The sequence below is a fragment of the Methylococcus geothermalis genome (assembly GCF_012769535.1).
In the GTDB taxonomy this organism is placed as follows: domain Bacteria; phylum Pseudomonadota; class Gammaproteobacteria; order Methylococcales; family Methylococcaceae; genus Methylococcus; species Methylococcus geothermalis.
Window position 1 is genome coordinate 282,899 of the sequence record NZ_CP046565.1, and the last position, 25,079, is coordinate 307,977.

The following is a 25,079-nucleotide window of genomic DNA, read 5'->3' on the forward strand; positions in this document are numbered from 1 at the left end:
AACATATCGTGTCGATCCCAATGATCCCTCCATCCGAGGCATTCCCCAAGCACATGAATTTCCAAGCGTTCTTCCATATGGGCGGCTATGCCGTCTACGTATGGACTTCCTACGGCCTGTGTTTGGCCGTGCTCGTCTTCAACCTGATCGCTCCACTGCGCCGGAAAAACGAAATGCTGAAAAGCCTTCGCCGCCAGTTGAAGCAGGAGTCCCGCCCATGATGACGCCGCGCCGCAGACGCATGATGTGGGTGGCGCTGATGATCGCCGGCGTGTGCATCGCCGCCTTCTTCGCCCTCACCGCCTTCCAGAAGAATCTCCTTTATTTCTATACCCCTTCCCAGGTGGCCTCCGGCGAAGCGCCGAAGGGCTACCCGTTCCGCATCGGCGGGCTGGTGGTCAAGGAAAGCGTGAAGCGGGAACCGGACAGCCTGAGCGTGCGCTTCGAGGTCTCCGACGGCCCCAACGCCGTGCCGGTGCTCTATACCGGCATCCTTCCCGACTTGTTCCGGGAAGGCCAGGGCATCATCGCCGTGGGCCAGATCGACGATACCGGTACCTTCCAGGCGACCGAGGTACTGGCCAAGCACGACGAGAACTACATGCCGCCCGAAGTCGCCGAATCACTGAAAAAGAACGGCCAACTTCCCGTCGACTATACGGAGTACCAGAAGAAATGATCGCCGAACTCGGCCACATCGCCCTGGTCATGGCCCTCGTGATGGCCTTGCTGCAGGGCAGTTTCCCGCTCCTGGGCGCATCCCGGGGCGTGGACCTCTGGATGAGCGTCGCCAAGCCCGCCGGCCGCGCGCAGTTCCTGTTTCTGCTGGCTTCGTTCGGCGCCCTGACGGCCTGCTTCATCAACAACGATTTTTCCGTGGAGTACGTCGCGCGCAACTCGAACTCGGCCTTGCCGCTGTACTATCGCATCGCCGCGGTCTGGGGCTCGCATGAGGGCTCGATGCTGCTGTGGGCCACGATTCTCGGGCTTTGGACGGCGGCGGTGACGGTGTTCAGCCGCAGCCTGTCCGAAGACTTCCTGGCCCGCGTGCTCGGCGTCATGGGCTTGGTGAGCGTCGGCATCCTGCTGTTCATCCTGTTCACCTCGAACCCGTTCGAGCGGCTGGTGCCGGTGCCGCCCGACGGCAACGACCTGAATCCGCTGTTGCAGGATTTCGGCATGACGGTGCATCCGCCCATGCTGTACATGGGCTACGTGGGCCTCAGCGTGGCTTTCGCGTTCGCCATCGCCGCCCTGCTCGGCGGCTCGCTGGACTCGGCCTGGGCGCGCTGGTCGCGGCCCTGGACCCTGGTGGCCTGGCTGTTCCTGACCGGCGGCATCACGCTCGGTTCCTGGTGGGCCTATTACGAGTTGGGCTGGGGCGGCTGGTGGTTCTGGGACCCGGTGGAAAACGCCTCCTTCATGCCCTGGCTGGTCGCCACCGCGCTGATCCACTCGCTGGCGGTCACCGAAAAACGCGGCGCCTTCAAGGCCTGGACCGTGCTGCTGGCGATCTTCGCCTTTTCCCTGAGCCTCCTCGGCACCTTCCTGGTCCGGTCCGGGGTGCTGACGTCCGTGCACGCCTTCGCCTCCGACCCCACCCGCGGCCTGTTCATCCTCATCCTGCTGGCCATCGTGGTGGGCGGTTCGCTGCTGGTGTACACCGTGAAGGCCCCGGGGGTCCGCGATGTGGCGCGCTATAGCCTGGTATCCAAGGAGAACCTGCTGCTGCTCAACAACATCCTGCTGGTGACCGCATCGGGCAGCATCCTGCTCGGCACCCTTTATCCGCTGATCCTGGACGCGCTGAAGCTGGGCAAGATTTCGGTCGGCCCGCCGTATTTCGGCACGGTGTTCGCTCCGCTGATGGCGCCGATCTTCCTGCTGGCCGGCATCGGTCCGATGTTCGCCTGGCGGGAGAGCTCCCTCGGGCGAATCCTGCACCGGGTCCGCTACCTGTTCCCGGCGAGTTTCGCGGCCGGCATCGCGCTCGCCGCCCTGGCCTGGGACGAGGCCGATTTCAAGATGATGGCCGGGCTGGGCTGCGCGTTCTGGCTGGCGGCGAGCGCCTGCCTGAGCCTGTGGACCCGGGTCCGGCTGCGCGATGGCTGGCTCGACGGCCTGCGCGCCCAGTCGCCCAGCGTCTATGGCATGACCGCCGCGCATCTCGGCGCCGCGGTGTTCCTGGTCGGCGCCGTGCTGTCCGACCGCCTGAGCCAGGAAAAGCTGGTGCGCATGGCACCGGGCGACAGCGTGACGCTGTCCGGCTACACCTTCGACTTCCTCGGCACGGAGACCATCCAAGGCCCCAACTTCTCGGCCCAGCAAGCCACGTTCCGGGTGGCGCGGAACGGCGAGAGCCTGGAACTCAGGCCCCAGAAGCGGAATTACAAGGTACAGCGCAACATGATGACCGAGGCGGCCATCGACCCCGGCCTGTTCCGCGATCTCTACGTCGCCCTCGGCGAGCCGCTGGACAAGAACGCCTGGAGCGTGCGGCTGTACGTCAAGCCCTTCATCCGCTGGATCTGGGCCGGCGGCCTGTTCATGATCGCCGGGGGCCTGCTGTCCGTCGGTGACCGGCGCTACCGCCTGCCGCTGCGCAAAGCCCGCGCCGTTCCCGAACGGACCGCCGCCGCCCGCGCAACCTGACCCTTTGCGAGTTCAAGCCATGGAGACAACGCGCATGCGCTTCGCCATCCCACTCGTCATCTTCGTCCTGCTGGTCGTCCTGCTGGGCGTGGGCCTGACCCTGGACCCCCGCGAAGTACCCTCACCCCTCATCGGCAAACCGGCCCCGGCGTTCTCGCTGCCGGAGGTGGCCGCGGCCGACCGCACCCTGAGCCTGGACCGGCTCAAGGGACAGGTGTTCCTCCTCAATGTCTGGGCGTCCTGGTGCGTCTCCTGCCGCCAGGAGCATCCCGTGCTGGTGGACTTCGCCAAGCGCGGCATCGTCCCGGTCTACGGCCTCAACTACAAGGATACCCGCGACGACGCCCTGGCCTGGCTGAAGCGCTTCGGCGATCCCTACCAGGCCAGCGCCTTCGACGAGGACGGCAAGATGGGGATCGAATGGGGCGTCTACGGCGTGCCGGAAACCTTCCTGGTCGACCAGCACGGCGTGATCCGCTACAAGCAGACCGGGCCGGTGACCCCGGAAGACCTCGAAAACAAGATACTGCCGCTGATTCGCGAATTGCAGGGCGCCGCATGAAACGACTGATCCTTTGCCTTTGCGCCTGCCTGGCCGGCCCAGCCGCCGATGCCATGGAAGTCCGCCAGTTCGACGATCCCGCCAAAGAGGAGCGCTACGAAACGCTCATCAAGGACTTGCGCTGCCTGGTGTGCCAGAACCAGTCGCTGGCCGAATCCGATGCCGAACTGGCCAAGGACCTGCGCACCGAGGTCTACGACATCATCCAGAGCGGCAAGTCGAGCGAGGAAGCCGTCCGGTTCCTGACCGACCGCTACGGTGACTTCGTGCTCTACCGCCCGCCGTTCAAGAGCGTCACGCTGCTGCTCTGGCTCGGGCCGTTCCTGCTGCTGGCCGGCGGCGCCGTCTTCCTGTGGAAGCAGGCCAAGCGGCGCGCCGATCCGGTGCGGCAGGAAGAAGCGCTTTCCGCGGAAGAGCGCCGGCGCCTCCAGCAGTTGAAAGACCGATTCCAGGGGTAATCACATGACATCGTTTTGGGTGCTGGCGGCAGCCCTGCTGCTGGCCGGCTACGGCTTTTTCCTTCCCGCCCTGCTCGGACAGAAATCCGCCCCCGGCGTGGACCGCGCGAGGCTCAACTGGCTGATCCATCGGCAGAAGCGGGAAGAACTTGCGGCCGAGGCGGGCGACGGCAAGGCCGCCGAGCTGCTCGGCGACGACGTCGACCGCGACCTCCTGGCCGACCTGGCCGCCACCGAGGCCAAGCCCCGCCGGCAGGAGCCGGAGGCCGGGAAAACCGCTCTCATCGTCGTGCTGACGGCCTTGCCGCTGGCCATCCTGGCGCTGTATGGCGGGCTGGGCCGGATGGACCTGATCGCCGCCCGGCCGGCCGCGGTCGCGGCCGCGGAGCCCGGGATGGCCGCGGGGGACTTGCAGGCGAGGATCGAGCAGCTCTCCAAGCGCCTCCAGCAGCAGCCCAACGATCTGGACGGCTGGCTGTTGCTCGGCCGTTCGCTGCTGGCGGTCCAGCAGATGGACAAGGCCGTGCAGGCCTACGAATTCGCGATGAAGCTGGCGCCCGACAATCCCGATGTGCAGGCGCTCTACGCCCAGGCGCTCGGGGAAGCAAACCAGGGCAGCCTCCAGGGCAGGCCGACCGAGATCATCGACGGCATCCTCCAGCGCCATCCGAACCACATGCACGGCCTTTGGCTGGCCGGACTCGCGGCGGCGGAACGCGAGGACAAGGCCAAGGCCGTGGAATACTGGAAGAAGCTCCGGTCGCTGCTGCCCGCGGACGGCGAGCAGACGCGGCAACTGGACGGCTATATCGCCGAACTGGAAGGCGGGACCCCGCCCCAGGCCAAGACGGCAAGCACGGCTCGCGCCGAAGGCGAAGCGGGCAAGAGCATCCGGGTGAAAGTCACCCTCGATGCCAAGCTGAAAGGCCAGGCGAGCCCCAATGACGTCGTCTTCGTCTTCGCCCGCGCGGCGGAAGGCCCGCCCATGCCCCTGGCCATCAGCCGCAAGAAAGTCAGCGACCTGCCGGCCGAAATCACCCTGAACGACGGCATGGCGATGGCGCCCGGCATGAAGCTGTCGTCCTTCCCGCGCATCGTCATCGGTGCCCGCGTCTCCAAGACCGGCAACGCCATGCCCGCGCCCGGCGACCTGCAGGGCCTGACCTCGCCGGTGGAGGCGCAAGACGGCGGCAGTTACGCGGTGGAGATCGGACAGGTGGTGAACTGACGCCGGCGGCAGCATCGGCGCCGCCGATAGGCTATATTGACGGCTACGGCGGCGGTCGGTTCATCCGCCGGTCGTCTTGCATGCCGTCATCGCATTTTCCGACATCGTAGCCGGGAGAGAACAACCACATGAACACGAAGCGCCGCCTGGCCGTCGCCCTGATCCTGATCGCCACCCTGGCAAGCGGGTGCGCCAGCATCCGCGCCCGCACCGATGTGTTGCCCAGGAAGGGCTGGACCGTCTATCCCGGCGCACGGCAGGGCATGACGGACATCGACGCAGCCGTCAACGGCAAACTACCCTATCCCGGCTGGATGCACGTGCTGCTGTTCCCCGCGTTCGTGCTGGACCTGCCGGTGGGCGCCGTCTTCGACACCCTGGCCCTGCCCTACGACCTCTACCGCATCAACCACCCGGAAGACTTCCCCAAAGGAAAGCGCAAGTGATTCCCTGAGCGGCATGGGATACACTCCGGCCATGCCGTCTCGCCCTTCCTTACTGACATTCCTCGTCCTGTCGGCTGTCCTGGCTCTGGGCTCCGCGGCAGTGGCCTACGTGCGGGCGCCGGAAATACCGAGCGGACGCTCCGATACGTCCGGACAATTTCTGGTCGCTCATCCAAAGATGCCCGCGAACATCTTCGCGCACAGCGTCATCTATGTCGTCAGCCACAACGAGGGAGGCGCCATGGGCCTCATCGTCAACCGCCTCGCCGGGGCGGGTCCCCTGGGGAAATTGCTGGAAGCCTTCGGGCTCCACTCGAAAGAACAGCGCGAGATCAAGCTGTTCTTGGGCGGTCCGGTGGGAGTCGGGCAGGGCTTCGTCCTGCATTCCGACGATTACGCCGGTGCCAGCACCCGAGTGCTGAAAAAGGGCCTGTCGCTATCGACCGGGCCGGATATCTTGGATGCCCTGGCACAAGGCCGCGGCCCTCGCCAGGTCCGGATGCTGTTCGGCTATGCCGGCTGGTCGCCGGGCCAACTGGACGGCGAGATCGCCCGCGGCGATTGGCTGCTCGCGCCGGCGGACACCGCCCTGATCTTCTCCGACCAGCCGGACGCCGTGTGGGAACAGGCGCTCAAGCACGCCGGCCTGCCCCTTTAGCCCGGCATCACTGCCCGGTCTGCGGCAAAGGCTTCGCCCCCGCGACGCGCACGGCATCGGCCGGCGGCCGCACTTCGGCATCGAGCTCCAGGTCGATCTTCAAGCGCTTCGCCGCCGATTTGGCCTCCTTGCCGTCCTTGAACGGACCCGCCAGCACCTCGTAGCCGTCACCGCTCTTCACCGCTCGCGCGGGAATGGGCGGTCCCTGATGATTCAGCACGGCGGCGACGCGGCGGGCGCTCAGCTCTTCCCGCGTGGTCGCCGCCCTCACCAGCCAGCCATTTGCATTTTCAGGCGGCAGCTCCGGCCGGCCCGACCAGGCGGCAGGCCGCTGCAGCTGCGTCGCCTGGGCCAGCGCGGCCGACGCCGGCGGCGAATTCACCTGGATCGGCACGGGAATGCCCCGAGCCTCGGAAAGCACCTGCTCCACCTTGGGCCAGTCCAGCACGATGCCTTCCTTTTTCTCCAGACGCTTCAGCTTGGCGGTAAGCTCGCTTTTCAGCCTGGCCTGATTCAGTTCCTCGTAGGGCTCATGCGCCTCCAGGTAGACCTGCCCGCCCTTGCGGCCCACCAGGTAGGGCTGGTTGACGATGCGGACGGCGGCCCCCGGCTTCACCTCGGGGAACACCGCGGCGATGTCTTCCGGGTACAGCCGGATGCAGCCGTTGCTCGCGCGGAACCCGATGCTGTAAGGCTTGTTGGTGCCGTGAATCAGGTACTGCGGCCGGCTGAGATACATCGCGAAATCGCCGAGCGGATTGTCGGGACCGGGCGACACGGCCGCCGGCAGCGGATCGCCCTTGAGCGCGTGATCCTTGCGGATGTTCTCGGTGGGATACCAGGTCGGAAACTCGGTCTTGCGGACCACCGTCATGTAGCCGGTCGGCGTCGAACGCCCTTCCTTGCCGATGCCGACCGGATAGGTGGACACGGCCCCGTCCGCGGATTTGGGCGGGAAATGATAGAGCCGCATCGTCGCCAGGTTGATGACCACTCCCTTGCGCGGGGCATCGGGCAGAGTGAACTGCAGAGGCAGCACCAGCCGGCGGCCGGCTTCCGGCACCCAGGGGTCGAGGCCGGGATTGGCTTCGGTAAGTTCCCGAAACCCCAGGCCATAGTGGCGGGCGATGTCCGACAGCGTGTCGCCCTCGCGGGTCTCGACCGACGCCAGATGGCCGACCACGCTTTCGTCTCCGGCCACGCTGAACTGGTGTTTCTCGACCGCGACCGGAAGCGGCGGCGGACTCGGAGGCGCCTCCCGTGGCGGCGGCGTGAAGGCACAGCCTCCGAGCAGTGCGCTGGCCGCCGCCACGAACAGCAACCGCTGCGGCAGACGGAGGGAGAAATGGCCGCACAGGCGGCGAACCGAAACAAAGACCGGGAAAAGTGAGGTGTTCATACCGAATGCGGCAAGCAGCATGCATGCCACTGCGCCGATGGCGGCGCCCGCCGCGGCGCTATCGACGCCAACACGACGAATACCCCCTGCGGGTCCTTGAATTCTAATTTCGCTCCACGGCGCGACTCCCGTACGGTTCAAGGCACATTGTCGTCGATCTTTTCCTCAAAGCTCTGCTCCTTGGGGCTAGAGACGAACGAGCCTGTCATCCGGCACTGCACCAGCCGCCGCGCGCCCCGCTCGCCCCAGGACTTGAACGCCTCTTTCACATCATCCCATTCGTGGAAATCCCGGACGTCGAGCTTGCCGACCCGTTTGTCCGCGGCGGCATACATGCGCTGTCCCGTCAGGGAATCGAGGATCTCCAGCTCGAATGCCGCATCCCCCGTGAACAAGGCCTGCCCGGTGGTTTCCGAATAGAGCGCAGCGGGGGCGGTGACATACGGCGCCAGCACGGTGCCTTCCTTCAACAGCACATTGGCCTTTTCGGCCTCGGTCAGGGCCAAGCGGACCCGCATCACGTCGGGACCGGGCCGGCTCACGACCTCGAACCGAGCCTTGTTCATCACGTCCAGCAGGGTATCGGTGCCGAGCTTGCGCAGCATGTCGCGATCCTTGGGTTCCAGCTTCTGCAGCCAGGAGTCGCCCGATTTCGCCCATAGCGTCACCGGGTCGATCATCACCTTGGTGTATTTCCGGCAGTCGGCGGCCGGATTGGCATAGACGAGCAGGGGCTCCTCTCCCTTGCCCTTGCGCAGACTGGAATAACTCCCCAGGAATCCCGATGGCTCGACATCGCGGGCCTGCTTGGTCGCGCTGCAGCCACACAGACATGCGACTGCCGCAACGGCAAGCAGGGCGCCGGTGCGGCTGGAAGAATCGTGAAATAAAGGCATCTCGCCACTCCCCTGTTCCATGTTTGGTTTGAAGTTGAAGTCCTCACGGCGGCCGTCCGGAAACGGCCGGCTGTCAAGCGTTCGGACTGTTGACGACCTGGTAGACCACGTCGCTGCCGCTGTAGAACGGCCGGTACCAGACCCCGCCGAATTCGTAATACTTGACGCCGTTGACGGTGTGGGTCGCCGCGCCGCCGGGCAGCGAATTCACGGTCAGGCCCGGTGGCGGCATGACTACCGTGTAGCCGCCGTTGGACGGCGTGTAGAACGCGCCGCCACAGTCGGAATAAGGCTGCGGTCCGCTGTAGACCGTGGCGCAGGATGGCGGCAGGCTGGTCACGGTCGCCCCCAGCGGCGGCGGAGTCACCACGTAGCCCGAACCCTGCGGCAGGTAATAGGCACCGTTCGAGTAGTAATAGGTGTTGTTCTCGACCACGACGGGCGTCGAATTGCGCGGGACCGAAGCGACCATTTCGCCGATCATCAGGCCTTCCATCATGCCCATCATCGCCATGCCGCCGTAGTAGCCGCCCCAGGTGCCGCCGAAAAACACCGGCCCGTAATAATTGCCGCCGCCGTAATAATCGTAGCGGTTCTTCTGAAGCTGCGTCGCCTGTTCGTAGTGGTACTGCGCCATGGCATCCTGCTGCTTGTAGGCATTCTGCTGGACGGTGTTTATTTCCTTGTCGCGATTCTGCTGAGCCGTGTTGACTTCATTGTCCCGGTCCTGTTGGCGCTGGGCCGGCGTCGCCTCCTGGCGGTCTTCCGGGCGCTGGAAGCCCTGGCCTCCATTCCCGAAATCGCGGTTGGCGTTCTGCCGCCAGTCGTGTCCAGCGCCGTCGGCGCCGTCGGATGCCCTGACGCTGCCGAGGCCGCCGCCGCCGAAACTGCCGCCACCTACTCCGGTGCCGCCATAACGCTGTCCGTCTTCGCCGCGGTCGCCGCCCATCCGCTGGCCGAAACCGCCGCCCCCGACATGGCCGCCGAACCCTCCCCCACCGAATCCGCCGCCGAAACGGCCTCCCCCGAAACCACCACCGAAACCGCCATGCGCGCCGGCAATCTGTGAGTGGCCCAGGCCGGCCAGCAGCAGCCCCAAGACCGCGATGCCCAGACGGTTCTCAACTCCGGTATCCCGATTCATGCTCTTGTCCTCCGCTCGCTTCAAGGCGCTTTCTTCGCCTGTTCTTTCTTGCCGGACGCCACGGCCTTCAGAAAATCGATGCGCTCGGCCTTGGGCGGGAGCGCCGCACCGAACGCGGAATCCGGCAGCCGGCTGGCGAAGTCCCAATCCGACAGTACCGCCATGTACTGCGGCGCGCCGGGAAGCGTCTTATAGGTGATGACGAATTTCCTTGGCAGCGGCAATTTGCCGTCGTCGATCCAGAGCTGCCAGTCCACGTTCTTGGCGACGAAGGCGAGATGATGGCACGGCGCGCCTTCCACCTCGCTCAATCCGGCATAAAAGCCGAATACCGCATGCTGCTTCAGGATCGCATAGGGGTCGCTGTACAAAAGGTCGGACAGCGGCGGCGTGAAGCCGAGCTGGGTGATGAGATAGTCCAGCGTGGCGTCGATGCCCGCCGGCGTCTGCTCGGTGGCATAGGTGCCGTGCGCCTCGTCCAGCAGGGTGAAGGTCTTGCCGTCGTACCAGGCGCGCTTCCCGCCCGTATCGGTCCGATACCGGACCCGGAAACGGTCGGGACGCCGGACCGCGATGTCGTCGTATGCCGCGAGCTGGATTTTCTGACCGGAGGCGAGAAGATCGTCGTACAGCACATCCACGTGCACCGAAAACTCCTTGGCCGACTTGAGGTAGTCCCCCATCTGACGAAGCAACAGGTCTACCTGCGGGCCGATCACCTGCTCCTGCGTACTCTCTGCGGTAGCGGCTGGCTTCGGCGCCGGTTTGTCGGCCGCGGTGGCCCAGCCGCCGCCAGCGCATATCAGCAGTCCGGCGAGCACCAGTGCGCCGGGATGGCGTATCCGTTGATTCTGTTTCACCACATCCTCCATTGGTCGAAGCGGAACAAGGCACCGACGACGCCGGTCCGCGACATGCCGCGCCCGCCCCCTCGAATCGTCGGCTTCGGGGGCCGGGAGGGGGCGAGCGGTCGGAAACGCCGAAGCTAGGGCTTTTCGGTACCGGAGGCCCATGCGGCCAAAGATCTGCCATCGCGAGAGTGACGCCGCGCGGTGACACGCGCGAACAAGCCTACAACATCGAAGTGAGAGCACAAACCCTGAGCGGGCACTTATCCTAGTGGGACGCCGGCGCCGGCGGAAAAGCCGCGAACATCTTCGCAATCGCCTGGCCGGCCAGCGCCTCGTTCTCGGCCGGATTCTCGGAGATGGTTTCATGCGCCACGCCCCGCCAGACGGGACGCATGGAACGGCCATCGAGGACATTCACGATCAGTGTTCCTTCCCGGAAGGTCGTCACCACCGTGTCGGCGGGCCCGAGGTTCTGATTGAGCGTCCAGCCGTCATAATAGGTGTCGTTGCGCTCCTCTTCCTCGGTCAGGACCTCCGCGTCCAAGGCGGCATCCCCCTTGCCTTCGCCGACCTTGCGCCAGCCCTTGGAACGTAGCGCGGCGTCGACCAGTTCGACGATGCGCCGGTCCACCGACGCATTGCCGGACGCCGGACGGCCGAGCCAAAAATAGGTCTTGTACCGCGAAAAATCGGCGTTCCGGTCGAAACCGGTATCCACCTGGATCGCAGCGCAAGCCATAAGCAGCGCAAGAACGAGCGAGCCGGACGCTGCCGACATCCACCTCCCTTTCGTATTGGAATGCACGGTTTCTCCTCCGATGCGTTCAATCTCTGGATTGGGACAACTGCATGCCGACCAGCCGAGCCACCAGGATCGCCACGTACATCTGGCCGGCGATCGCCTCCATGTAGGCCAGCATGCCCGCCACCCGGCTCAGCGGCACGATGTCGCCGTAGCCGACGGTCGCAAGCGTGACGAAGCTGAAATACAGGTAGGCGGGCGACACGGGTTCCTGGTGGCACTGTGGCGCGCCGCACTGGTAAGACCCGGGCGACACGGTTTCCAGCAGGAAATGGGCGTTGGAGAAAGTGAATCCCATCAGCAGATAGACGCTGACGGCGCCGTACAGCAGGCTGGGGGAAACATTCGCCCGGCTGGAGAAGATGTCCCAGGCCAGCGCGAGCGTGACGCGGGAGAAAAACAGGAAGCTGAATGTCAGCCAGACGACCGTGAGCCAGTAGGTTTCCGGCACGAACAGACGGGCCCAGCCGGCCACGAACATGACGAAGGCCGCCGTGACCGTCAGCGCGATCTGGATGGGCGTCCTGCCGGTGGCCAGGGTGCCGGAGATGAGGGTGCCGATCATGATCAGCTGCTCCACGATCCGGACCACCAGCCGTTCCGTCACGGCGCTGATGATGAGGAGCACGATCAGCGTTGCCAGCAAATAGACGTAATAGTGCGGCCCCCGTCCGAAGCCGAGAAAGTGGCCCGGCAGGACGCGCGGCAGAGGAGATTTGCCGCGTGCGGATTCCCTCATGAAAGAAGACTCGGCATGGTCGATCCCGGATGACGCTCTGACGCGGCGCTTTATCGGAAAGTTTACCCGCTATTTCGGGGATTTCTTGCGAGCGCAGCCACCGCCGGCGCGGTTTTTTCCTTTCCCGCTGGCAGGCTCGGCCGCCTTGCCCTCCTTGGCCGACGCCTTGGCCGCCTTGAGCTGCGCCTCCCGCCACTCGCCGACCCGCTGCAAGGCTTCGCCGATCTCGCCAGGCGTCATTTCATCGACGAGGGTGGCACGCGCTTCCAGCGCATCCGTCTGCCCCCCGTCCGCAGCCAGCGTGTACCAGTAATAAGCCTTCACATTGTCGCGGATCACGCCCTCGCCTTCGGCGTACATCGAACCCAGCACCGCCGCCGCGCTGGGCTCCCCCTGTTCCGCAGCTTTGACAAACCAGCGGGCGGCTTCGTCGGTGTTCTTGTCCACGCCGAGACCGTAGTAATAGAGGATGCCGAGCTTGCCCTGCCCGATGGGATCGCCATGGTCGGCAGCCTGGCGATACCAGCGCTCGGCGGCGGCGTAATCCTGTTCGACGCCCAGCCCCTTCATGTAGAGATTGCCGAGATTGACCTGGGCCGCGGGATCGCCCCGTTCGGCCGCCTGCTTGAACTCCCGCAATGCGGCCGGGTAATCGCCGCGCTCGACGGCCTTCATGCCGGCGTCCCCGTCGGCGTACGCCGCGCCGCAAAGAACAGCCGTGAGAAACCATGCCGCGAGATGCCTCATGGATGCGCGGCGAGTGGGAACTTGGCGTTGGAGCCTGCGTGGGGAAAACATCTTTAGGATTCGGATTCCATCAAGTCAGATCGACTACGCACAGCATAGCTTACGGCATTCGTGCGGTTCACGTGCGGTCGAATGCCGATTCCAGCCGGTCGTCTTCCTCCCCGAGATCCGCGCCGATCAGCCGGAATGGCTCCAATGCCGCCTCGAGGAGGTAGGTGTCGAGGGCGGCGGGCTTGGTGGTCATGGCAGGCTCCGGGGTGATGGATGACGCCACCATTCATGCGCTGAACGACAGGCAAGCCAAGCGCCGCCAAATAGGGTAATCATTCATTTATAGGGGTAATGGCGTAGCGCATTACCCCAATTCAGGGTACGATGACCCCATTGACGGCCCACGAGATCCTTCTTGCACTCGCTCTTGCCCGACTACCTCGTCAGGCTGCGCTTCGATGCCCAGCAACTGGCGACGCTGCGCGCGCTGGGCGAGTACCGGGGCAAGCAGCAGCTCTACGTGGCGCAGTCGCCCGAGGTGCTGAGCGACTTGCGGCAGGTGGCCGTGGTGGAGTCCACCGAGTCATCCAACCGGCTGGAGGGCGTAGTGGTCGCGGCGCACCGCCTGAAGTCGCTTGTGCTCAAGAACGCCACACCGCAGAGCCGCTCCGAGCAAGAGGTGGCCGGCTACCGTGACGCGCTGGGCCTGATCCACGAAAGCGGCGAGCAAATGCCGTTTTCGGAGGGCACCGTCCTGCAACTGCACGGCATGCTGTATCGCTACCTTCCGCAGCCGGGCGGGCACTGGAAAGCCACCAACAACGACATCATCGAGCGCCACCCCGACGGCAGCTCACGCGTTCGCTTCCGGCCAGTGCCCGCGCACCTCACGCCCATGGCGATGGCGGACCTGATCGCGCGCTACCGCTCTGCGCTGGATCAGCACTTGGCCGACCCACTGGTGCTGGTCCCGCTGGTCATCCTCGATTTTCTCTGCATCCACCCCTTCCCGGATGGCAACGGCCGCATGGCACGGCTGCTGACCCTGCAATTGCTCTATCACTTCGACTACGCGGTAGGCCGCTTCATCAGCCTGGAGCGCATCTTCGAAGAATCGAAGGAGAGCTACTACCAAACGCTGGAGGCCAGTTCGCAAGGCTGGCACGAGGGTGAGCACAACATCGCCCCGTGGCTGGACTACTTCTGGGGTGCGCTGCTGCGGGCCTACAAGGAATTTGAAGAGCGAGTGGGCACCATCGAGCGAGGCCGTGGAGCCAAGGGCGACCGTGTGCGCGCCGAGATCCTCAAGCGCAACCTGCCGTTCTCGATCTCGGAGATCGAAGAGGCCTGCCCGGGCATCAGCCGCGACATGGTGCGCGTCGTCTTGCGTGCCATGAAAGCCGAAGGGCTGATCGCGCCCACGGGCAAAGGCCGCGCTGCGAAGTGGGAGCAAACAGGGGTGAAGCCATGAAGAAGCTATCGGACAACATGCGCGATATCGGCGAAAGCTGGGCGATAGACCCGCTTACAGCAAGAGGGGCGCTCACATGACACCAGAAGCCAAAGCCCGCCAGCAAATCGACCAGAAGCTGCAGCAGGCGGGCTGGGTCATTCAGGACGTGAAGCAGCTCAACCTCGGCGCTGCCGTGGGCGTGGCCGTGCGCGAATACCCCACCGACACCGGCCCGGCGGATTACGTGCTGTTCGTCAGCCGCCAAGCGGTGGGTGTCATCGAAGCCAAGAAGGACATCGCGGGCGAAAACCTCACCGTCACCGAAAACCAGACCGAGCGCTACGCCAATGCCACGCTCAAGTGGCGCAAGGACAGCACCCCGCTGCGCTTCCTGTTCGAGGCCACGGGCCAGATCATCAGATTCACCGATGGCGCCGACCCGCTGCCGCGTTCGCGCGAAATCTTCCACTTCTTCAAGCCTGAAACCCTGGCCACCTGGCTCGCGCAAAGCGAAACCCTGCGCCGCCGCCTGGCCGAGCACATGCCCGCGCTGCCCACCCAAAACCTGCGCGATTGCCAAATCAGCGCCGTCACCGGGTTGGAAAAATCACTGGCCTTGAACAAGCCTCGCGCCCTGGTCCACATGGCCACCGGCGCGGGCAAAACCTTCACCGCCATCACCTCGGTCTATCGCCTGCTCAAGTTCGGCGGGGCCAAGCGCATCCTGTTCCTGGTGGATACCCGCAACCTGGGCAAACAGGCGCATCAGGAGTTCATGGCCTACACCCCGCCGGACGATGGCCGCAAGTTCACCGAGCTGTACAACGTGCAGCGGCTGGCCTCATCCAGCATCGACCCGCATTCGCAGGTGTGCATCAGCACCATCCAGCGCATGTATTCCATCCTCTCGGGCGAGCCGCTGGACGAATCCGCCGAAGACATTTCGCTCAACGAAGTGCAGCAAACGGCCAAGCAGGCAAAGCTGGTCCGCCACAACCCGGCCGTGCCGGTGGAAACCTTCGACTTCATCATCATCGACGAGTGCCACCGCAGCATCTACAACCTGTGGAAGCAGGTGCTCGACTACTTCGACGCCTTCCTGATCGGCCTCACCGCCACGCCCGACAAGCGCACCTTCGGCTTCTTCAATGAAAACATCGTCGCCGAATACACCTACGAGCAATCGGTGGCCGACGGCGTCAACGTCGGCTACGACGTGTACGAGATCGAAACCGAAATCACCCAGAAAGGCGCCGAACTCAAGGCCAAACAATGGGTGGACCATCGCGACCGCCAAACCCGCAAAAAGCGCTGGGCCGAAACCGAAGAAGACATCGCCTACTCGGCCAAGGAGCTGGACCGCTCCGTGGTCAACCCCAGCCAGATCCGTCAGGTGATTCAGGCCATGAAAACGGCCGTGGAAACGCAGATCTTCCCGAACCGCAAGGAAACGCCCAAGACGCTGATCTTCGCCAAGACCGACAGCCACGCCGACGACATCATCCAGATCGTGCGTGAGGTCTACGGCCAGGGCAACGCCTTTTGCAAGAAAGTGACTTACCGCGCCGAGGAAGACCCCGACAGTGTCTTGAGCAGCTTTCGCAACGACTACCACCCGCGCATCGCCGTCACCGTGGACATGATCGCCACCGGCACCGACGTCAAGCCGCTGGAAGTGCTGCTGTTCATGCGCGACGTGCGTTCGCGCGGCTACTACGAGCAGATGAAAGGCCGGGGCGTGCGCAGCCTCGATGCCGACGGCCTCAAGCGCGTCAGCAACAGCGCCGACGGGCCCAAGACCCGCTTTGTGCTGATCGACGCCGTGGGTGTGGAAAAGTCACTGAAAACCGAAAGCCGCCCGCTGGAAAAGAAACCCGGCGTGCCGCTCAAAGACCTGCTGCAAGCCGTCGCCTTGGGCCACCGCGACGACGACACCGTGCTCTCCCTCGCCAACCGCCTGGTGCGGCTGGCCAAACAGTTGGACGACAAAGCGCAGGCGCGCATCGAGAAGGCCAGCGGCGGCGTGCCGGTGGGCGAACTCGGCAAGGGCCTGATGGCCGCGCTGGACCCGGACGCCATCGTGCAAACCGCGCTGGCCACCGCCAAAGCCCAGGGCATCACCCGCAGCGAAGACACCCTGCTGCCCGCAGAAATCGAAGCCGCGCGCCAACAGCGCGTGGCCGCCGCCTGCGCACCTTTCGACAAACCCGAACTGCGTGACGAGATCGAAAGCTGTCGCCGCGAGCGCGAGCAGCTCATCGACCACATCAACCTCGATCAGGTCACCTTCTCCGGCTTTTCAGAGCAGGCCGAAACGCAGGCCAAGGCGTTGATCCAGACCTTTGCCGACTACCTCGCCCAGCACAAAGACGAAATCGCCGCCCTCGGCTTTTTCTACCAGCAGCCCTATCAGCGCCGCGCCCTCACCTTCGAGATGCTCGAAGACCTGCACGCACACCTGAGCAAACCGCCGCTGATGCTCACCACCGAACGCCTGTGGAGCGCCTACGCCCGCGTTCAGACCAACCAGGTGAAGGGCGCCGACCGCAAACGCCAGCTCACCGATCTGGTCAGCCTGCTGCGCTTTGCGCTGGGGCTGGAGACTGAGCTCAAACCCTTTGCCGACGAAGTGGACAAACGCTTTCAGACCTGGATCTTCCGCCACAACGCCCAGCGCGGCACCGCCTTTACGCCCGAACAAACCGAATGGCTGCGCCTGATGAAAGACCACATCGCAAGCTCTTGCAGCATCAGCCGCAACGATTTTGATTACGCCGAACTGGCCGACAAGGGCGGCCTGCAAAAAGCCTGGACCTTGTTTGACAAGGAACTGGATGGATTGATGGATGAAATGAATCGGGAGTTGGTGGCGTGAGTCATTCAAATGTGAGCGCGGGTGCGCTGCCCACTTCATGGGCTGTCGCGTGTCTCGACGAAGTCACAGACATCGCTCCGGCCGTCAAGGTCGAAGATGCTCCCGATAGCCAGCTGGTGCATTTCGTTCCGATGGCTGCTGTAGCCGAGAACTTTGGCGGCGTTGACACGACCCAGCTTCGACCGCTTGGCGAAGTCCGAAAGGGCTATACCGCGTTTGCGTCCGGCGATATTCTGCTGGCGAAAATCACACCTTGCATGGAAAACGGAAAGGGTGGTCTCGTGCCCGAACTGCCGCATCACGTTGGCTACGGTTCGACCGAGTTCCACGTTCTTCGTGCAGCGAAGGGAGTCGCGAATTCATGGATCGCCTCGTATCTCTCGCAACCAGCATTCCGCAAGCTCGCTCGCGCGAACATGACCGGCACGGCGGGACAGATGCGAGTGCCGACGAAATGGCTGAGAACCGTTGAAGTTCCCATCCCGCCTTCCGCCGAACAAACCCGCATCGTCGCCAAACTCGAAGAACTGCTGTCCGACCTCGACGCGGGCGTGGCCGAGCTCAAGGCCGCGCAGAAGAAGCTCGCGCAGTACCGCCAGTCGCTGCTCAAAGCCGCCGTGGAAGGCGCGCTCACTGCCGAGTGGCGCGAGCGGAGAAAATCACCCTCTCCCCAACCCCTCCCCCATCGAGGGGGAGGGGCTCCATGCGCTCATACTCCTCATCCAAGTGCAGGGGTGACACCGACTCTCCACTCGCTGAAGCCGAACGAAGCGGCACTTGCCCCCCTCCCCCCTGGCGGGGGAGGGGCTGGGGGAGAGGGGGCAAAAGCGCATCAACACACCAGCCCCCTGCAACAACAACATGCCCGCGAATTACGCCGCAATCAGACACCGCATGAGCAAGCCTTATGGCAGCAATTGCGTGGCAAGCGTTTTGCCGGCTGTAAATTCCGCCGCCAACAACCGCTTGGCCCATACATTGTGGATTTTGTCTGCTTTGACAAACGGCTGATTATCGAACTGGATGGCAGCCAGCACACCGACCAACAAGATTATGACGCCGCGCGCGATGGCTGGTTACGGTCGCAGGGCTTCCGTGTGTTGCGATTCTGGAATAACCAATGGCGGGCCCAGCCTGAGGCTGTTTTGGATGCGATTTATGAGGCGTTGCAGCAAAAGCCCCCTCTCCCCAACCCCTCCCCCGCGAGGGGGGAGGGGCTTGAAACCGAAACCGGCGCGCAACTGCTCGAACGCATCCTCAAAGAGCGCCGCGCCCGCTGGGAAGCCAAGCAACTCGCCAAATACGCCGCCCAAGGCAAAACCCCGCCCAAGGATTGGCAAAAGAAATACCCCGAGCCGGTGCCGCCCGACACCACCGGCTTGCCACAATTGCCGGAGGGGTGGGTGTGGGCGAGCTTGGATCAAATTGGTGAAGTATTTTTAGGAAAAATGCTTGATAAGACCAAACATACATCCGGGAAGAAATTGCCATATCTGAGGAACGTCAATGTTCGATGGGGAAGTATTGATATTGACGACGTCTATGAGATGTTCTTTGATCCTGATGAACTTGAAAGATATGGACTGCGCGCCGGAGATGTGTTGGTTTGTGAAGGTGGAGAGCCTGGTAGAGCGGCTATTTGCAAAAGGGAACATGAGGGTTTCAAGTATCAAAAAGCGTTGCATCGCGTACGGCTCTTTGGCATGTATGAACCAGAATTGCTGATTGCCTTCTTGGAGTTTGTTGCGAAGATCGGTCGATTAGCCGAGACATTTACCGGAAGCACTATTAATCACTTAACAAAAGAATCTTTTCTGGCATTACAAGTACCCGTTCCATCATTGGCCGAACAAAGAGTGATAGTTGAGAGCATCTCTGTTGCTGTAGCCAGTATTGAGAGCCAAGGACGATCCATCGAACTCGCCCTCAAACAATCCGCCGCCCAGCGCCAAAACATCCTGCGCGCCGCCTTCTCCGGCCAACTGGTGCCGCAAGACCCCAACGACGAACCGGCCAGTGTGTTGCTGGAACGCATCCGCGCCGAGCGTGAGGCGAAAGATACGCAGAAGAAGCCGCGCGGGCGCAAGGCCAGGGAGTCGTCGAATGCGTGACGAGCAGTATTGGGCCAGCCTCGTGCGCGAGTTGTGCGCCCTGCCGCGGGAAACCGGTTGGCTGGAGTTCAAGCTCAACAATGCCGAGCCGCAGGAAATCGGCGAATACATCTCGGCCCTGGCCAACACGGCGGCCGTGGAGGGCAAGGCCCATGCCTATCTGCTGTGGGGGGTGGATGACGCAAGCCACGCGCTGTTGGGGACGAGCTTCGACCCGGGCCGCAAGCGCATTGGCAATGAAGAGCTGGAAAATTGGATGCTGCGGCAATTGACCCCCAAGATCGGTTTCCATTTTGTCCGGCTTGAGGTGGAGGGCAAACCTCTGGTGCTGCTTGAAATTGACTGCGCCTACCGGCATCCGGTGCAGTTTGCCGGTGCCGCGTTCATCCGCATCGGTTCTTACAAAAAGCGCCTGAAGGACTTCCAGGAGAAGGAGCGCGCGCTGTGGCGCGTATTGGACGCCACGCCGTTCGAGCGCTTGCCGGCGGCCGAAAAATTGAGCGCAGATGAGGTGCTGAGGCGACTGGATTACCCAAGCTACTTTGACTTGATCAACCGGCCGTTGCCCGATGGCCGCACGGCCATTTTGGAAGCGCTGGCCGCAGACCGACTGATCGAGCCTGTCGGCGGTGGCCACTGGAATGTCATGAACCTTGGCGCCGTGCTGTTGGCCAAGCGATTGGCGGATTTCGACCGGCTGCAGCGCAAGGCGGTGCGCGTGATTGTTTACAAGGGCAAGGGCCGCGTCGAAACCCTGCGTGAGCAGTCAGACGGCCGAGGCTATGCGGCTGGATTCGAGGGGTTGATCGGCTTTATCAATGGCTTGCTGCCGGTCAATGAGGTGATTGGCCAGGCACTGCGCAAGGCGGTACCGGTGTACCCCGAATTGGCGATTCGAGAACTGGTGGCCAATGCGCTGATTCATCAAGATTTTTCTGTCACCGGAAGCGGGCCGATGGTTGAAATCTTTGATGACCGGATGGAGATCACCAATCCGGGCACCCCCTTGGTGGAAACGGCCCGGATGCTGGACACGCCCCCTCGCTCGCGCAACGAAGGCTTGGCTTCATTGATGCGCCGCATGGGCATCTGCGAGGAGCGTGGCAGCGGCGTGGACAAGGTCGTGTTCCAGACGGAGTTCTACCAACTTCCAGCCCCCGCGTTCGAGACGGTGGGCGACTCAACACGCTCGACCTTGTTCGCTCCGCGGCCCCTGACCAAGATGGATCAAGATGATCGGGTACGGGCCGTGTACCTGCATGCCTGCCTGCGTTATGTGCAGCGGGAATTCATGACCAATACCTCGTTGCGGGAGCGCTTCGGCATCGACCCCAAAAACAGCGCCACGGCGTCGCGGCTGATCAAGGAGGCACTGACAGCAGGTGCCGTCAAGCTGCACGACCGAGACGCGGCACCGAAGCTCAGGCGGTATGTGCCGCACTGGGCTTGAGCTATTTGATGGCTACTTGATGGCCAGGCCCAAGCCCAGCACGATTTTTAAAATTGGACCATATAAAACAATGAGTTGCATAAGTCGTCGTACTTGATGGGTACTTGATGGGCACACCACAGGAGCTGCGTTGAACACATCCACCCTCGTCCAGAAAGTCTGGAATTTCTGCAACACCTTGCGCGATGACGGCGTGGGCTATGGCGATTACCTGGAACAGCTCACCTACCTGCTGTTTTTGAAGCTGGCGCACGAATACGCGCAGGAGCCCTACAACCGCGACACCCACATCCCCAAGGGCTATGACTGGCCCAGCCTGACTTCCAAGGTCGGCGAACCGCTGGAGGCGCATTACCTGGCCACGCTGCACAAGCTGGGGCAAGAGGGCGGCATGCTGGGCGCGATCTTTTTCAAGGCCCAGAACAAGATTCAAGACCCGGCCAAGCTCTCACGCCTGGTGCAGTTGATCGACGCCGAAAACTGGATCAGCCTGGGTGCCGATACCAAGGGCGATTTGTACGAGGGTCTACTGCAAAAGAACGCCGAAGACACCAAAAGCGGCGCGGGCCAGTACTTCACGCCGCGCCCCTTGATCGAGGCGATGGTGGCCTGCGTGCGGCCCGAGCCCCTGAAAACCATTGCCGACCCGGCCTGCGGCACCGGCGGCTTCTTCCTGGGCGCCTACAACTGGCTCACCCGCCCGGGCGCCAGGCTGGACAAGCGTCAGAAGGCGTTTCTGCGCAGCCAGACCTTTTTCGGCAATGAGATCGTGCCGAACACCCGCCGCCTGTGCCTGATGAACCTGTTTCTGCACAACATTGGGGAGTTGGACGGCGAGCCCTCTATCGAGCGGTCGGATGCGCTGATTGCCGAGCCCCGGCGCAAGGTGGACTACGTGCTGGCCAACCCGCCCTTTGGCAAAAAGAGCAGCATGACCATCACCAACGAGGAGGGCGAGGAGGACAAAGAGGCGCTCACCTACGAGCGGCAGGACTTTTGGGAAACCACGTCGAACAAGCAGCTCAACTTCCTGCAGCACATCGTCAGCATGCTGAAGGTGGACGGCAAGGCGGCCGTGGTGTTGCCGGACAACGTGCTGTTCGAGGGCGGCGCGGGCGAGAAGATTCGCCGCAAACTGCTGGAAAACTGCGATGTGCACACCATCTTGCGCCTGCCCACCGGCATTTTTTACGCCCAGGGCGTGAAGGCCAATGTGGTGTTCTTCGACAATGCCCCCAAGGACGGGCAGGTCCACACCAAGGGCATTTGGTTCTACGACCTGCGCACCAACAAGCACTTCACGCTGAAAACCCGGCCCCTGAAGCGGGACGACTTGCAGGACTTCATCGCCTGCTACCACCCGGACAACCGCCACGAGCGGGTGGCGACCGAGCGGTTCCGGTATTTCGGCTACGACGAATTGATCGCGCGCGACAAGGCCAGTCTGGACATTTTCTGGCTGAAGGACGACAGCCTGGACAACCTCGACGATCTGCCGCCGCCGGAGGTGTTGCAGCAGGAGATCATCGAGCATCTCGAAGCGGCATTGGCCGCGTTCCGGGATGTGGCGGTTGGGCTGCGCAGTGGCTGAGTTTTCTTGGTGAGGCAGCCATGGGCACGATCCGGAAAGCCGGAGGGTTCGCGCCAGCGTGCAGCAACCCGCGCCAGTGCTCATAAGCTCGGGAGGCGGGTCGGCACATGGTCAACCGTCTGCCACCAATATTGAAACCCCGACCGTTCCCGGTTGGGGTTTTTTATTCGCGCCATCCATGGCGCTCGCCCTTCGGGCCGTCGCTGCGCGCGTCTTGCCTGATCGCGCCCGTTCCCGCGTGCTGTTGGGGGTTCCTGCGGAAGCCTGCGGACTTCGCCAGTCAGCCTCTCGCCCCCTTCCGGGCCACATTCCACTCTCTCCTGGCCATTCCTCGCTCCGACCTCGCTCTTCCGAAGTGGCTGGAAGTCCGCAGAGGTCGCATCTCAGACCCATACAGATCAATGCGTTACGCGCGGACGAATCGATCGGTTGGATTACAGCATCGGATGTCGGAGGAAACAGATTGACGTTCGTGCCAGCATGGCCGTCAAGCAGCTGCTGCAAGAAGCCGCACGCGCCTGCCACAAGAACGTCAGCGAGTTCCTGCTCGACGCTGGCGTGACGGCGGCCGCGCAGACGCTGGCGGACCGTCGCCAGTTCGTGCTGGACGAGGCCCAGTGGCAGGCCTTCCAGGAAGCGTTGGACCGTCCGGTGCAAAGCAAACCGCGACTGACTCGAAGAGCAGCGAAGCTGAAAAACAAGGGCCTGGGCCAGGGCTTGCTCAAGGATGCGCTGCTGCGTACCGCACAGGCCGCCGACATCGCCGGCATTCGCTGCCTGCTGGTCCATGCCAAGGACGACGCGGCTCGGCAGTGGTACGAATCGTGGGAATTCGAGCCCAGCCCGACCGATCCGTATCACCTGTTCCTGATGCTCAAGGATCTCAAGAACTTGTTGAGCTGAGGTGGCGTTTCCACCTCAGAGCCCGACCCGCGCCCGTTGCTCATCCCACAGCGCCGACGGATCGACCGCCAGATCAAACAGCGTGACGTGTTTCGGCAGCGCGTCGTCGAGGATCGCCGCCACGATGTCGGGGGCCAGCTCGACGGCTGTCCCAATTCGTTCCCGACGAATTTCTCATGCCAGCGCCCCTCTGCTTGGTTGACATGGTCGGCATTGACGACGCGCCAGCCGGCGGCGGTCAGCAGCTTGTCGATGGTTTTTCGGGCTTGGCCTTCGGGTGTTCGATAGTCTTGATCAGCCATCGGATTCGCAACCCCCCGCGCCAACAGAAAGTGCGATTTCGCCGAACCGAGACGCTTATCCCGCCGCGAGCCAAAGCCGCAGACGCAGCAGCCACTCCGGCGTGAAACCCATGCTGCGGGAACGGATCGTGCCGTCCGGCCCGAGGATGAAGAACGCCGGCACGCCCCGGATACCGTAACGCTCGCCGTTGATGCCGTCCGGATCAGGTACGACCCGCCAGTCCAGGTGCCGCTCCGCGACATGACGCGCCACCTCCGCCGCATCCCCGGACTGGTAGGCGACGGTGACGACCGCATGGTCGCGGGCGAGGCTTTCGATCTTGTGCTCCATCGTCCCGCAGATGGGGCACCAGCTTGCCCAGAAGTAGACGAGCGCAGGCCGGCCGCGCAAGCTGTCCAGCGATGCCGGGGAACCGTCCAGGAAGCGGCCTTCGATGGCGGGAGCGGGCCCCGACGCCATGTCGCGGTTCAGAAAGACCTGCACCGCGAAGAACAGGACGATGGCCACTCCCCACCCCAAAACACTGCGCCGACGAAAAGCCATCACGGAAAAACCGGATCGAAGCGCTGGATCAGGCCGCCGCCATGGGTCTTGAGCCACTGGCGCTCCTGCCGCCAGTCCGGCAGATGGGCCGACACCAGTTCCCAGAAATCGCGCGAGTGGTTGCGGTGGCGGATGTGGCAGAGTTCGTGCACGACCACGTACTCCAGGACCGAAGGCGGCGCCAGCCCCAGCAGCCAATTGAGATTGACGTCGTTCGCCGGGCCGCAGCTCCCCCAGCGGGTGCGCATGCTCTTGATCCGCAACTGGCGCGGATAGAGCCCATGCTGCGGTCCGTGGCGCTGGACGCATTCCGCGACCCGACCCGGCAGCCTCCGTTTCATCCAGCCGAACAGGGCATCGCGCACGTAACGGTCCCGCTCGGCGCCGCAGGCCCGGGGGAGGATGAGGCGCAAGCCTCGATCTTCCAGCGAGACCCGGATCCGGCTGCCGCCGGTTTCCTCGATGAACAGCGGTGTTTCCCGCCCCTCCAGCGGCACGCTGCCGCCTTCGGCCGGAAAGCGCTCGGCTTGACCCTGCCGCAACTTCGCCAGCCGCGCCTGCAACTCCGCCAGCTTCGCCTGGGCCCAGCCGCTGTGCTGGCGGACGAAAGCCAGCACGGTGGATTCGGGCAAGCCGTCCGGCGCCACCACCTCGATGCCTTCGGGACGGATCAGCAGCCGCAGGTACTTGGCGCGGGCGCTGCGGCGGAGGCGGTAGGGCGGCAGGCGATGCATGAAGAGCCCTTAGCCGGCCGGATGGATGGCGAGAATATGGAGTTCCTTGTCGCCGGCCGGACGTTTCCAGGTGACCGTGTCGCCAGCTTCGGCGTTCAGCAGCGCCTGGGCCAGAGGGGACACCCAGCTGATCTTGCCGTGCGCCGCATCCGCCTCGTCTTCGCCGACGATGGTATAGCGCAGGACATGGCCGGCCTCGTCCTCCAGATCCACCGTCGCCCCGAAATGGACCCGACCGCTGGGCTGTGTCGGGGGATCGACCACGATGGCGCTGACGACCCGCTCGTCGTAATAACGCAGCTCTCGCTCGACGTGGCGGAGCTGCTGCTTGGCGCCGACCGACTCATCGCCCAGCAGGCGCTGCCGCTCGGCCGACAGTTCGGCGACCTTGGCCTGGAGCTGGGCCAGCCCCGCCGGCGTTACATAGTTCGGATGCGGGCTGACGGGGCGCTCCGGCGCACCGTCGTCCAGCTCTTCGCCGTCGGTTTCCTTGACGAATGCACGGCTCATGAGGACGTTTCGGGTTGAGTGAAAAAATAGCCT

The 25,079-nt window shown here is 63.8% G+C and carries 25 protein-coding genes; 14 read left to right on the plus strand and 11 right to left on the minus strand.

All coding sequences use genetic code 11. The annotated features are described in order from the left end of the window. The first annotated feature begins 53 nt into the window (after nucleotides 1-53). The 8 genes from ccmD to GNH96_RS01330 all read left to right on the plus strand — a co-directional run bounded on the left by ccmD (nucleotide 54) and on the right by GNH96_RS01330 (nucleotide 6,004). Entirely contained in the window at nucleotides 54-221 is a 168-nt protein-coding gene (gene ccmD / locus GNH96_RS01295; RefSeq protein ID WP_169601566.1) for a heme exporter protein CcmD, read from the plus strand. After that, nucleotides 218-679 carry a cytochrome c maturation protein CcmE gene (ccmE, locus tag GNH96_RS01300; protein WP_169601568.1) on the plus strand — a complete coding sequence of 154 codons (462 nt, stop codon included), beginning with the start codon at nucleotides 218-220 and terminating at the stop codon, nucleotides 677-679. The genes ccmD and ccmE overlap by 4 nt, the downstream gene beginning before the upstream one ends. Next, nucleotides 676-2,652, plus strand: a complete 1,977-nt coding sequence (locus tag GNH96_RS01305) for a heme lyase CcmF/NrfE family subunit (RefSeq protein ID WP_169601570.1) — start codon at nucleotides 676-678, stop codon at nucleotides 2,650-2,652. The genes ccmE and GNH96_RS01305 overlap by 4 nt, the downstream gene beginning before the upstream one ends. Before the next feature lie 34 nt (nucleotides 2,653-2,686). Continuing rightward, the gene (locus GNH96_RS01310) at nucleotides 2,687-3,214 is read left to right on the plus strand and encodes a DsbE family thiol:disulfide interchange protein (RefSeq protein WP_228719951.1); all 528 of its coding nucleotides are present in this window, start codon (nucleotides 2,687-2,689) and stop codon (nucleotides 3,212-3,214) included. Beyond that, the gene (locus tag GNH96_RS01315) at nucleotides 3,211-3,672 is read left to right on the plus strand and encodes a cytochrome c-type biogenesis protein (RefSeq protein WP_169601573.1); all 462 of its coding nucleotides are present in this window, start codon (nucleotides 3,211-3,213) and stop codon (nucleotides 3,670-3,672) included. The genes GNH96_RS01310 and GNH96_RS01315 overlap by 4 nt, the downstream gene beginning before the upstream one ends. A 4-nt stretch (nucleotides 3,673-3,676) precedes the next feature. Next, the gene (gene ccmI / locus GNH96_RS01320) at nucleotides 3,677-4,900 is read left to right on the plus strand and encodes a c-type cytochrome biogenesis protein CcmI (RefSeq protein WP_169601574.1); all 1,224 of its coding nucleotides are present in this window, start codon (nucleotides 3,677-3,679) and stop codon (nucleotides 4,898-4,900) included. A 128-nt stretch (nucleotides 4,901-5,028) separates the two neighbouring features. After that, on the plus strand, nucleotides 5,029-5,346 hold the full coding sequence (locus GNH96_RS01325) for a YceK/YidQ family lipoprotein (RefSeq protein ID WP_169601575.1): 318 nt from the start codon (nucleotides 5,029-5,031) through the stop codon (nucleotides 5,344-5,346). Nucleotides 5,347-5,377: 31 nt separating this feature from the next. After that, nucleotides 5,378-6,004 carry a YqgE/AlgH family protein gene (locus GNH96_RS01330; protein ID WP_228719952.1) on the plus strand — a complete coding sequence of 209 codons (627 nt, stop codon included), beginning with the start codon at nucleotides 5,378-5,380 and terminating at the stop codon, nucleotides 6,002-6,004. A 7-nt stretch (nucleotides 6,005-6,011) separates the two neighbouring features. Here the strand turns inward: GNH96_RS01330 and GNH96_RS01335 are convergent, their stop codons facing one another. The 8 genes from GNH96_RS01335 to GNH96_RS16155 form a co-directional block, all read right to left on the minus strand. Further along, a complete protein-coding gene (locus GNH96_RS01335; protein WP_228719953.1) occupies nucleotides 6,012-7,403 on the minus strand; it encodes a L,D-transpeptidase family protein in 1,392 nt (463 codons plus the stop codon). 137 nt (nucleotides 7,404-7,540) lie between these two features. Continuing rightward, nucleotides 7,541-8,299 (minus strand): DUF3313 domain-containing protein, encoded by a 759-nt coding sequence (locus GNH96_RS01340; RefSeq protein WP_169601576.1) that lies wholly within the window; start codon nucleotides 8,297-8,299, stop codon nucleotides 7,541-7,543. A gap of 73 nt (nucleotides 8,300-8,372) precedes the next feature. Continuing rightward, nucleotides 8,373-9,443: a DUF6515 family protein gene (locus GNH96_RS01345; RefSeq protein ID WP_169601577.1), complete on the minus strand. Its 1,071-nt coding sequence runs from the start codon at nucleotides 9,441-9,443 to the stop codon at nucleotides 8,373-8,375. Between the two features lie 20 nt (nucleotides 9,444-9,463). Then, entirely contained in the window at nucleotides 9,464-10,303 is an 840-nt protein-coding gene (locus GNH96_RS01350; RefSeq protein ID WP_228719954.1) for a DUF2092 domain-containing protein, read from the minus strand. 256 nt (nucleotides 10,304-10,559) lie between these two features. Further along, nucleotides 10,560-11,072, minus strand: a complete 513-nt coding sequence (locus GNH96_RS01355) for a DUF4136 domain-containing protein (RefSeq protein WP_169601579.1) — start codon at nucleotides 11,070-11,072, stop codon at nucleotides 10,560-10,562. 46 nt (nucleotides 11,073-11,118) lie between these two features. Further along, nucleotides 11,119-11,835 carry an ion channel gene (locus tag GNH96_RS01360; RefSeq protein WP_169601581.1) on the minus strand — a complete coding sequence of 239 codons (717 nt, stop codon included), beginning with the start codon at nucleotides 11,833-11,835 and terminating at the stop codon, nucleotides 11,119-11,121. A gap of 69 nt (nucleotides 11,836-11,904) precedes the next feature. Continuing rightward, a complete protein-coding gene (locus GNH96_RS01365) occupies nucleotides 11,905-12,510 on the minus strand; it encodes a tetratricopeptide repeat protein (RefSeq protein WP_169601583.1) in 606 nt (201 codons plus the stop codon). Nucleotides 12,511-12,700: 190 nt separating this feature from the next. Continuing rightward, nucleotides 12,701-12,826, minus strand: coding sequence for a hypothetical protein (locus tag GNH96_RS16155; protein WP_267313385.1), 126 nt, complete (start codon nucleotides 12,824-12,826; stop codon nucleotides 12,701-12,703). A gap of 162 nt (nucleotides 12,827-12,988) precedes the next feature. Between GNH96_RS16155 and GNH96_RS01370 the strand changes: the two genes are divergently transcribed. The 6 genes from GNH96_RS01370 (at nucleotide 12,989) to GNH96_RS15945 (ending at nucleotide 22,956) form a co-directional block, all read left to right on the plus strand. Further along, nucleotides 12,989-14,044 (plus strand): Fic family protein, encoded by a 1,056-nt coding sequence (locus GNH96_RS01370; protein WP_169601585.1) that lies wholly within the window; start codon nucleotides 12,989-12,991, stop codon nucleotides 14,042-14,044. Nucleotides 14,045-14,120: 76 nt separating this feature from the next. After that, nucleotides 14,121-16,901 carry a type I restriction endonuclease subunit R gene (locus GNH96_RS01375; RefSeq protein ID WP_169601587.1) on the plus strand — a complete coding sequence of 927 codons (2,781 nt, stop codon included), beginning with the start codon at nucleotides 14,121-14,123 and terminating at the stop codon, nucleotides 16,899-16,901. Next, the gene (locus tag GNH96_RS15840; protein ID WP_223163451.1) at nucleotides 16,898-19,012 is read left to right on the plus strand and encodes a DUF559 domain-containing protein; all 2,115 of its coding nucleotides are present in this window, start codon (nucleotides 16,898-16,900) and stop codon (nucleotides 19,010-19,012) included. Before GNH96_RS01375 ends, GNH96_RS15840 begins: the two co-directional genes overlap by 4 nt. Continuing rightward, a complete protein-coding gene (locus GNH96_RS01395) occupies nucleotides 19,005-20,462 on the plus strand; it encodes an ATP-binding protein (protein ID WP_169601589.1) in 1,458 nt (485 codons plus the stop codon). The genes GNH96_RS15840 and GNH96_RS01395 overlap by 8 nt, the downstream gene beginning before the upstream one ends. A 130-nt stretch (nucleotides 20,463-20,592) precedes the next feature. After that, a complete protein-coding gene (locus GNH96_RS01400; protein WP_169601591.1) occupies nucleotides 20,593-22,053 on the plus strand; it encodes a class I SAM-dependent DNA methyltransferase in 1,461 nt (486 codons plus the stop codon). Between the two features lie 480 nt (nucleotides 22,054-22,533). Next, the gene (locus tag GNH96_RS15945; RefSeq protein WP_169601594.1) at nucleotides 22,534-22,956 is read left to right on the plus strand and encodes a type II toxin-antitoxin system TacA family antitoxin; all 423 of its coding nucleotides are present in this window, start codon (nucleotides 22,534-22,536) and stop codon (nucleotides 22,954-22,956) included. 357 nt (nucleotides 22,957-23,313) lie between these two features. Here the strand turns inward: GNH96_RS15945 and GNH96_RS01415 are convergent, their stop codons facing one another. From GNH96_RS01415 to GNH96_RS01425, 3 genes are read right to left on the minus strand one after another with little or no spacing between them, the layout of a single operon-like run. Further along, nucleotides 23,314-23,802 carry a protein disulfide oxidoreductase gene (locus GNH96_RS01415; RefSeq protein ID WP_169601595.1) on the minus strand — a complete coding sequence of 163 codons (489 nt, stop codon included), beginning with the start codon at nucleotides 23,800-23,802 and terminating at the stop codon, nucleotides 23,314-23,316. Continuing rightward, entirely contained in the window at nucleotides 23,802-24,536 is a 735-nt protein-coding gene (locus tag GNH96_RS01420) for a M48 family metallopeptidase (protein ID WP_169601596.1), read from the minus strand. Before GNH96_RS01420 ends, GNH96_RS01415 begins: the two co-directional genes overlap by 1 nt. A 9-nt stretch (nucleotides 24,537-24,545) precedes the next feature. Next, entirely contained in the window at nucleotides 24,546-25,046 is a 501-nt protein-coding gene (locus GNH96_RS01425; RefSeq protein WP_169601599.1) for a GreA/GreB family elongation factor, read from the minus strand. Between the last annotated feature and the right edge of the window lie 33 nt (nucleotides 25,047-25,079).

Excerpts from the sequence above, each read along its gene's own strand:
- ccmD (WP_169601566.1), top strand. The coding sequence starts at position 54 with ATGAATTTCCAAGCGTTCTTCCATATGGGCGGCTATGCCGTCTACGTA.
- ccmE (WP_169601568.1), top strand. The coding sequence starts at position 218 with ATGATGACGCCGCGCCGCAGACGCATGATGTGGGTGGCGCTGATGATC.
- GNH96_RS01305 (WP_169601570.1), top strand. The coding sequence starts at position 676 with ATGATCGCCGAACTCGGCCACATCGCCCTGGTCATGGCCCTCGTGATG.
- GNH96_RS01310 (WP_228719951.1), top strand. The coding sequence starts at position 2,687 with ATGCGCTTCGCCATCCCACTCGTCATCTTCGTCCTGCTGGTCGTCCTG.
- GNH96_RS01315 (WP_169601573.1), top strand. The coding sequence starts at position 3,211 with ATGAAACGACTGATCCTTTGCCTTTGCGCCTGCCTGGCCGGCCCAGCC.
- ccmI (WP_169601574.1), top strand. The coding sequence starts at position 3,677 with ATGACATCGTTTTGGGTGCTGGCGGCAGCCCTGCTGCTGGCCGGCTAC.
- GNH96_RS01325 (WP_169601575.1), top strand. The coding sequence starts at position 5,029 with ATGAACACGAAGCGCCGCCTGGCCGTCGCCCTGATCCTGATCGCCACC.
- GNH96_RS01330 (WP_228719952.1), top strand. The coding sequence starts at position 5,378 with ATGCCGTCTCGCCCTTCCTTACTGACATTCCTCGTCCTGTCGGCTGTC.
- GNH96_RS01335 (WP_228719953.1), bottom strand. The coding sequence starts at position 7,403 with ATGAACACCTCACTTTTCCCGGTCTTTGTTTCGGTTCGCCGCCTGTGC.
- GNH96_RS01340 (WP_169601576.1), bottom strand. The coding sequence starts at position 8,299 with ATGCCTTTATTTCACGATTCTTCCAGCCGCACCGGCGCCCTGCTTGCC.
- GNH96_RS01345 (WP_169601577.1), bottom strand. The coding sequence starts at position 9,443 with ATGAATCGGGATACCGGAGTTGAGAACCGTCTGGGCATCGCGGTCTTG.
- GNH96_RS01355 (WP_169601579.1), bottom strand. The coding sequence starts at position 11,072 with ATGTCGGCAGCGTCCGGCTCGCTCGTTCTTGCGCTGCTTATGGCTTGC.
- GNH96_RS01360 (WP_169601581.1), bottom strand. The coding sequence starts at position 11,835 with ATGAGGGAATCCGCACGCGGCAAATCTCCTCTGCCGCGCGTCCTGCCG.
- GNH96_RS01365 (WP_169601583.1), bottom strand. The coding sequence starts at position 12,510 with ATGAAGGCCGTCGAGCGCGGCGATTACCCGGCCGCATTGCGGGAGTTC.
- GNH96_RS16155 (WP_267313385.1), bottom strand. The coding sequence starts at position 12,826 with ATGACCACCAAGCCCGCCGCCCTCGACACCTACCTCCTCGAGGCGGCA.
- GNH96_RS01375 (WP_169601587.1), top strand. The coding sequence starts at position 14,121 with ATGACACCAGAAGCCAAAGCCCGCCAGCAAATCGACCAGAAGCTGCAG.
- GNH96_RS01395 (WP_169601589.1), top strand. The coding sequence starts at position 19,005 with ATGCGTGACGAGCAGTATTGGGCCAGCCTCGTGCGCGAGTTGTGCGCC.
- GNH96_RS15945 (WP_169601594.1), top strand. The coding sequence starts at position 22,534 with ATGGCCGTCAAGCAGCTGCTGCAAGAAGCCGCACGCGCCTGCCACAAG.
- GNH96_RS01415 (WP_169601595.1), bottom strand. The coding sequence starts at position 23,802 with ATGGCTTTTCGTCGGCGCAGTGTTTTGGGGTGGGGAGTGGCCATCGTC.
- GNH96_RS01420 (WP_169601596.1), bottom strand. The coding sequence starts at position 24,536 with ATGCATCGCCTGCCGCCCTACCGCCTCCGCCGCAGCGCCCGCGCCAAG.
- GNH96_RS01425 (WP_169601599.1), bottom strand. The coding sequence starts at position 25,046 with ATGAGCCGTGCATTCGTCAAGGAAACCGACGGCGAAGAGCTGGACGAC.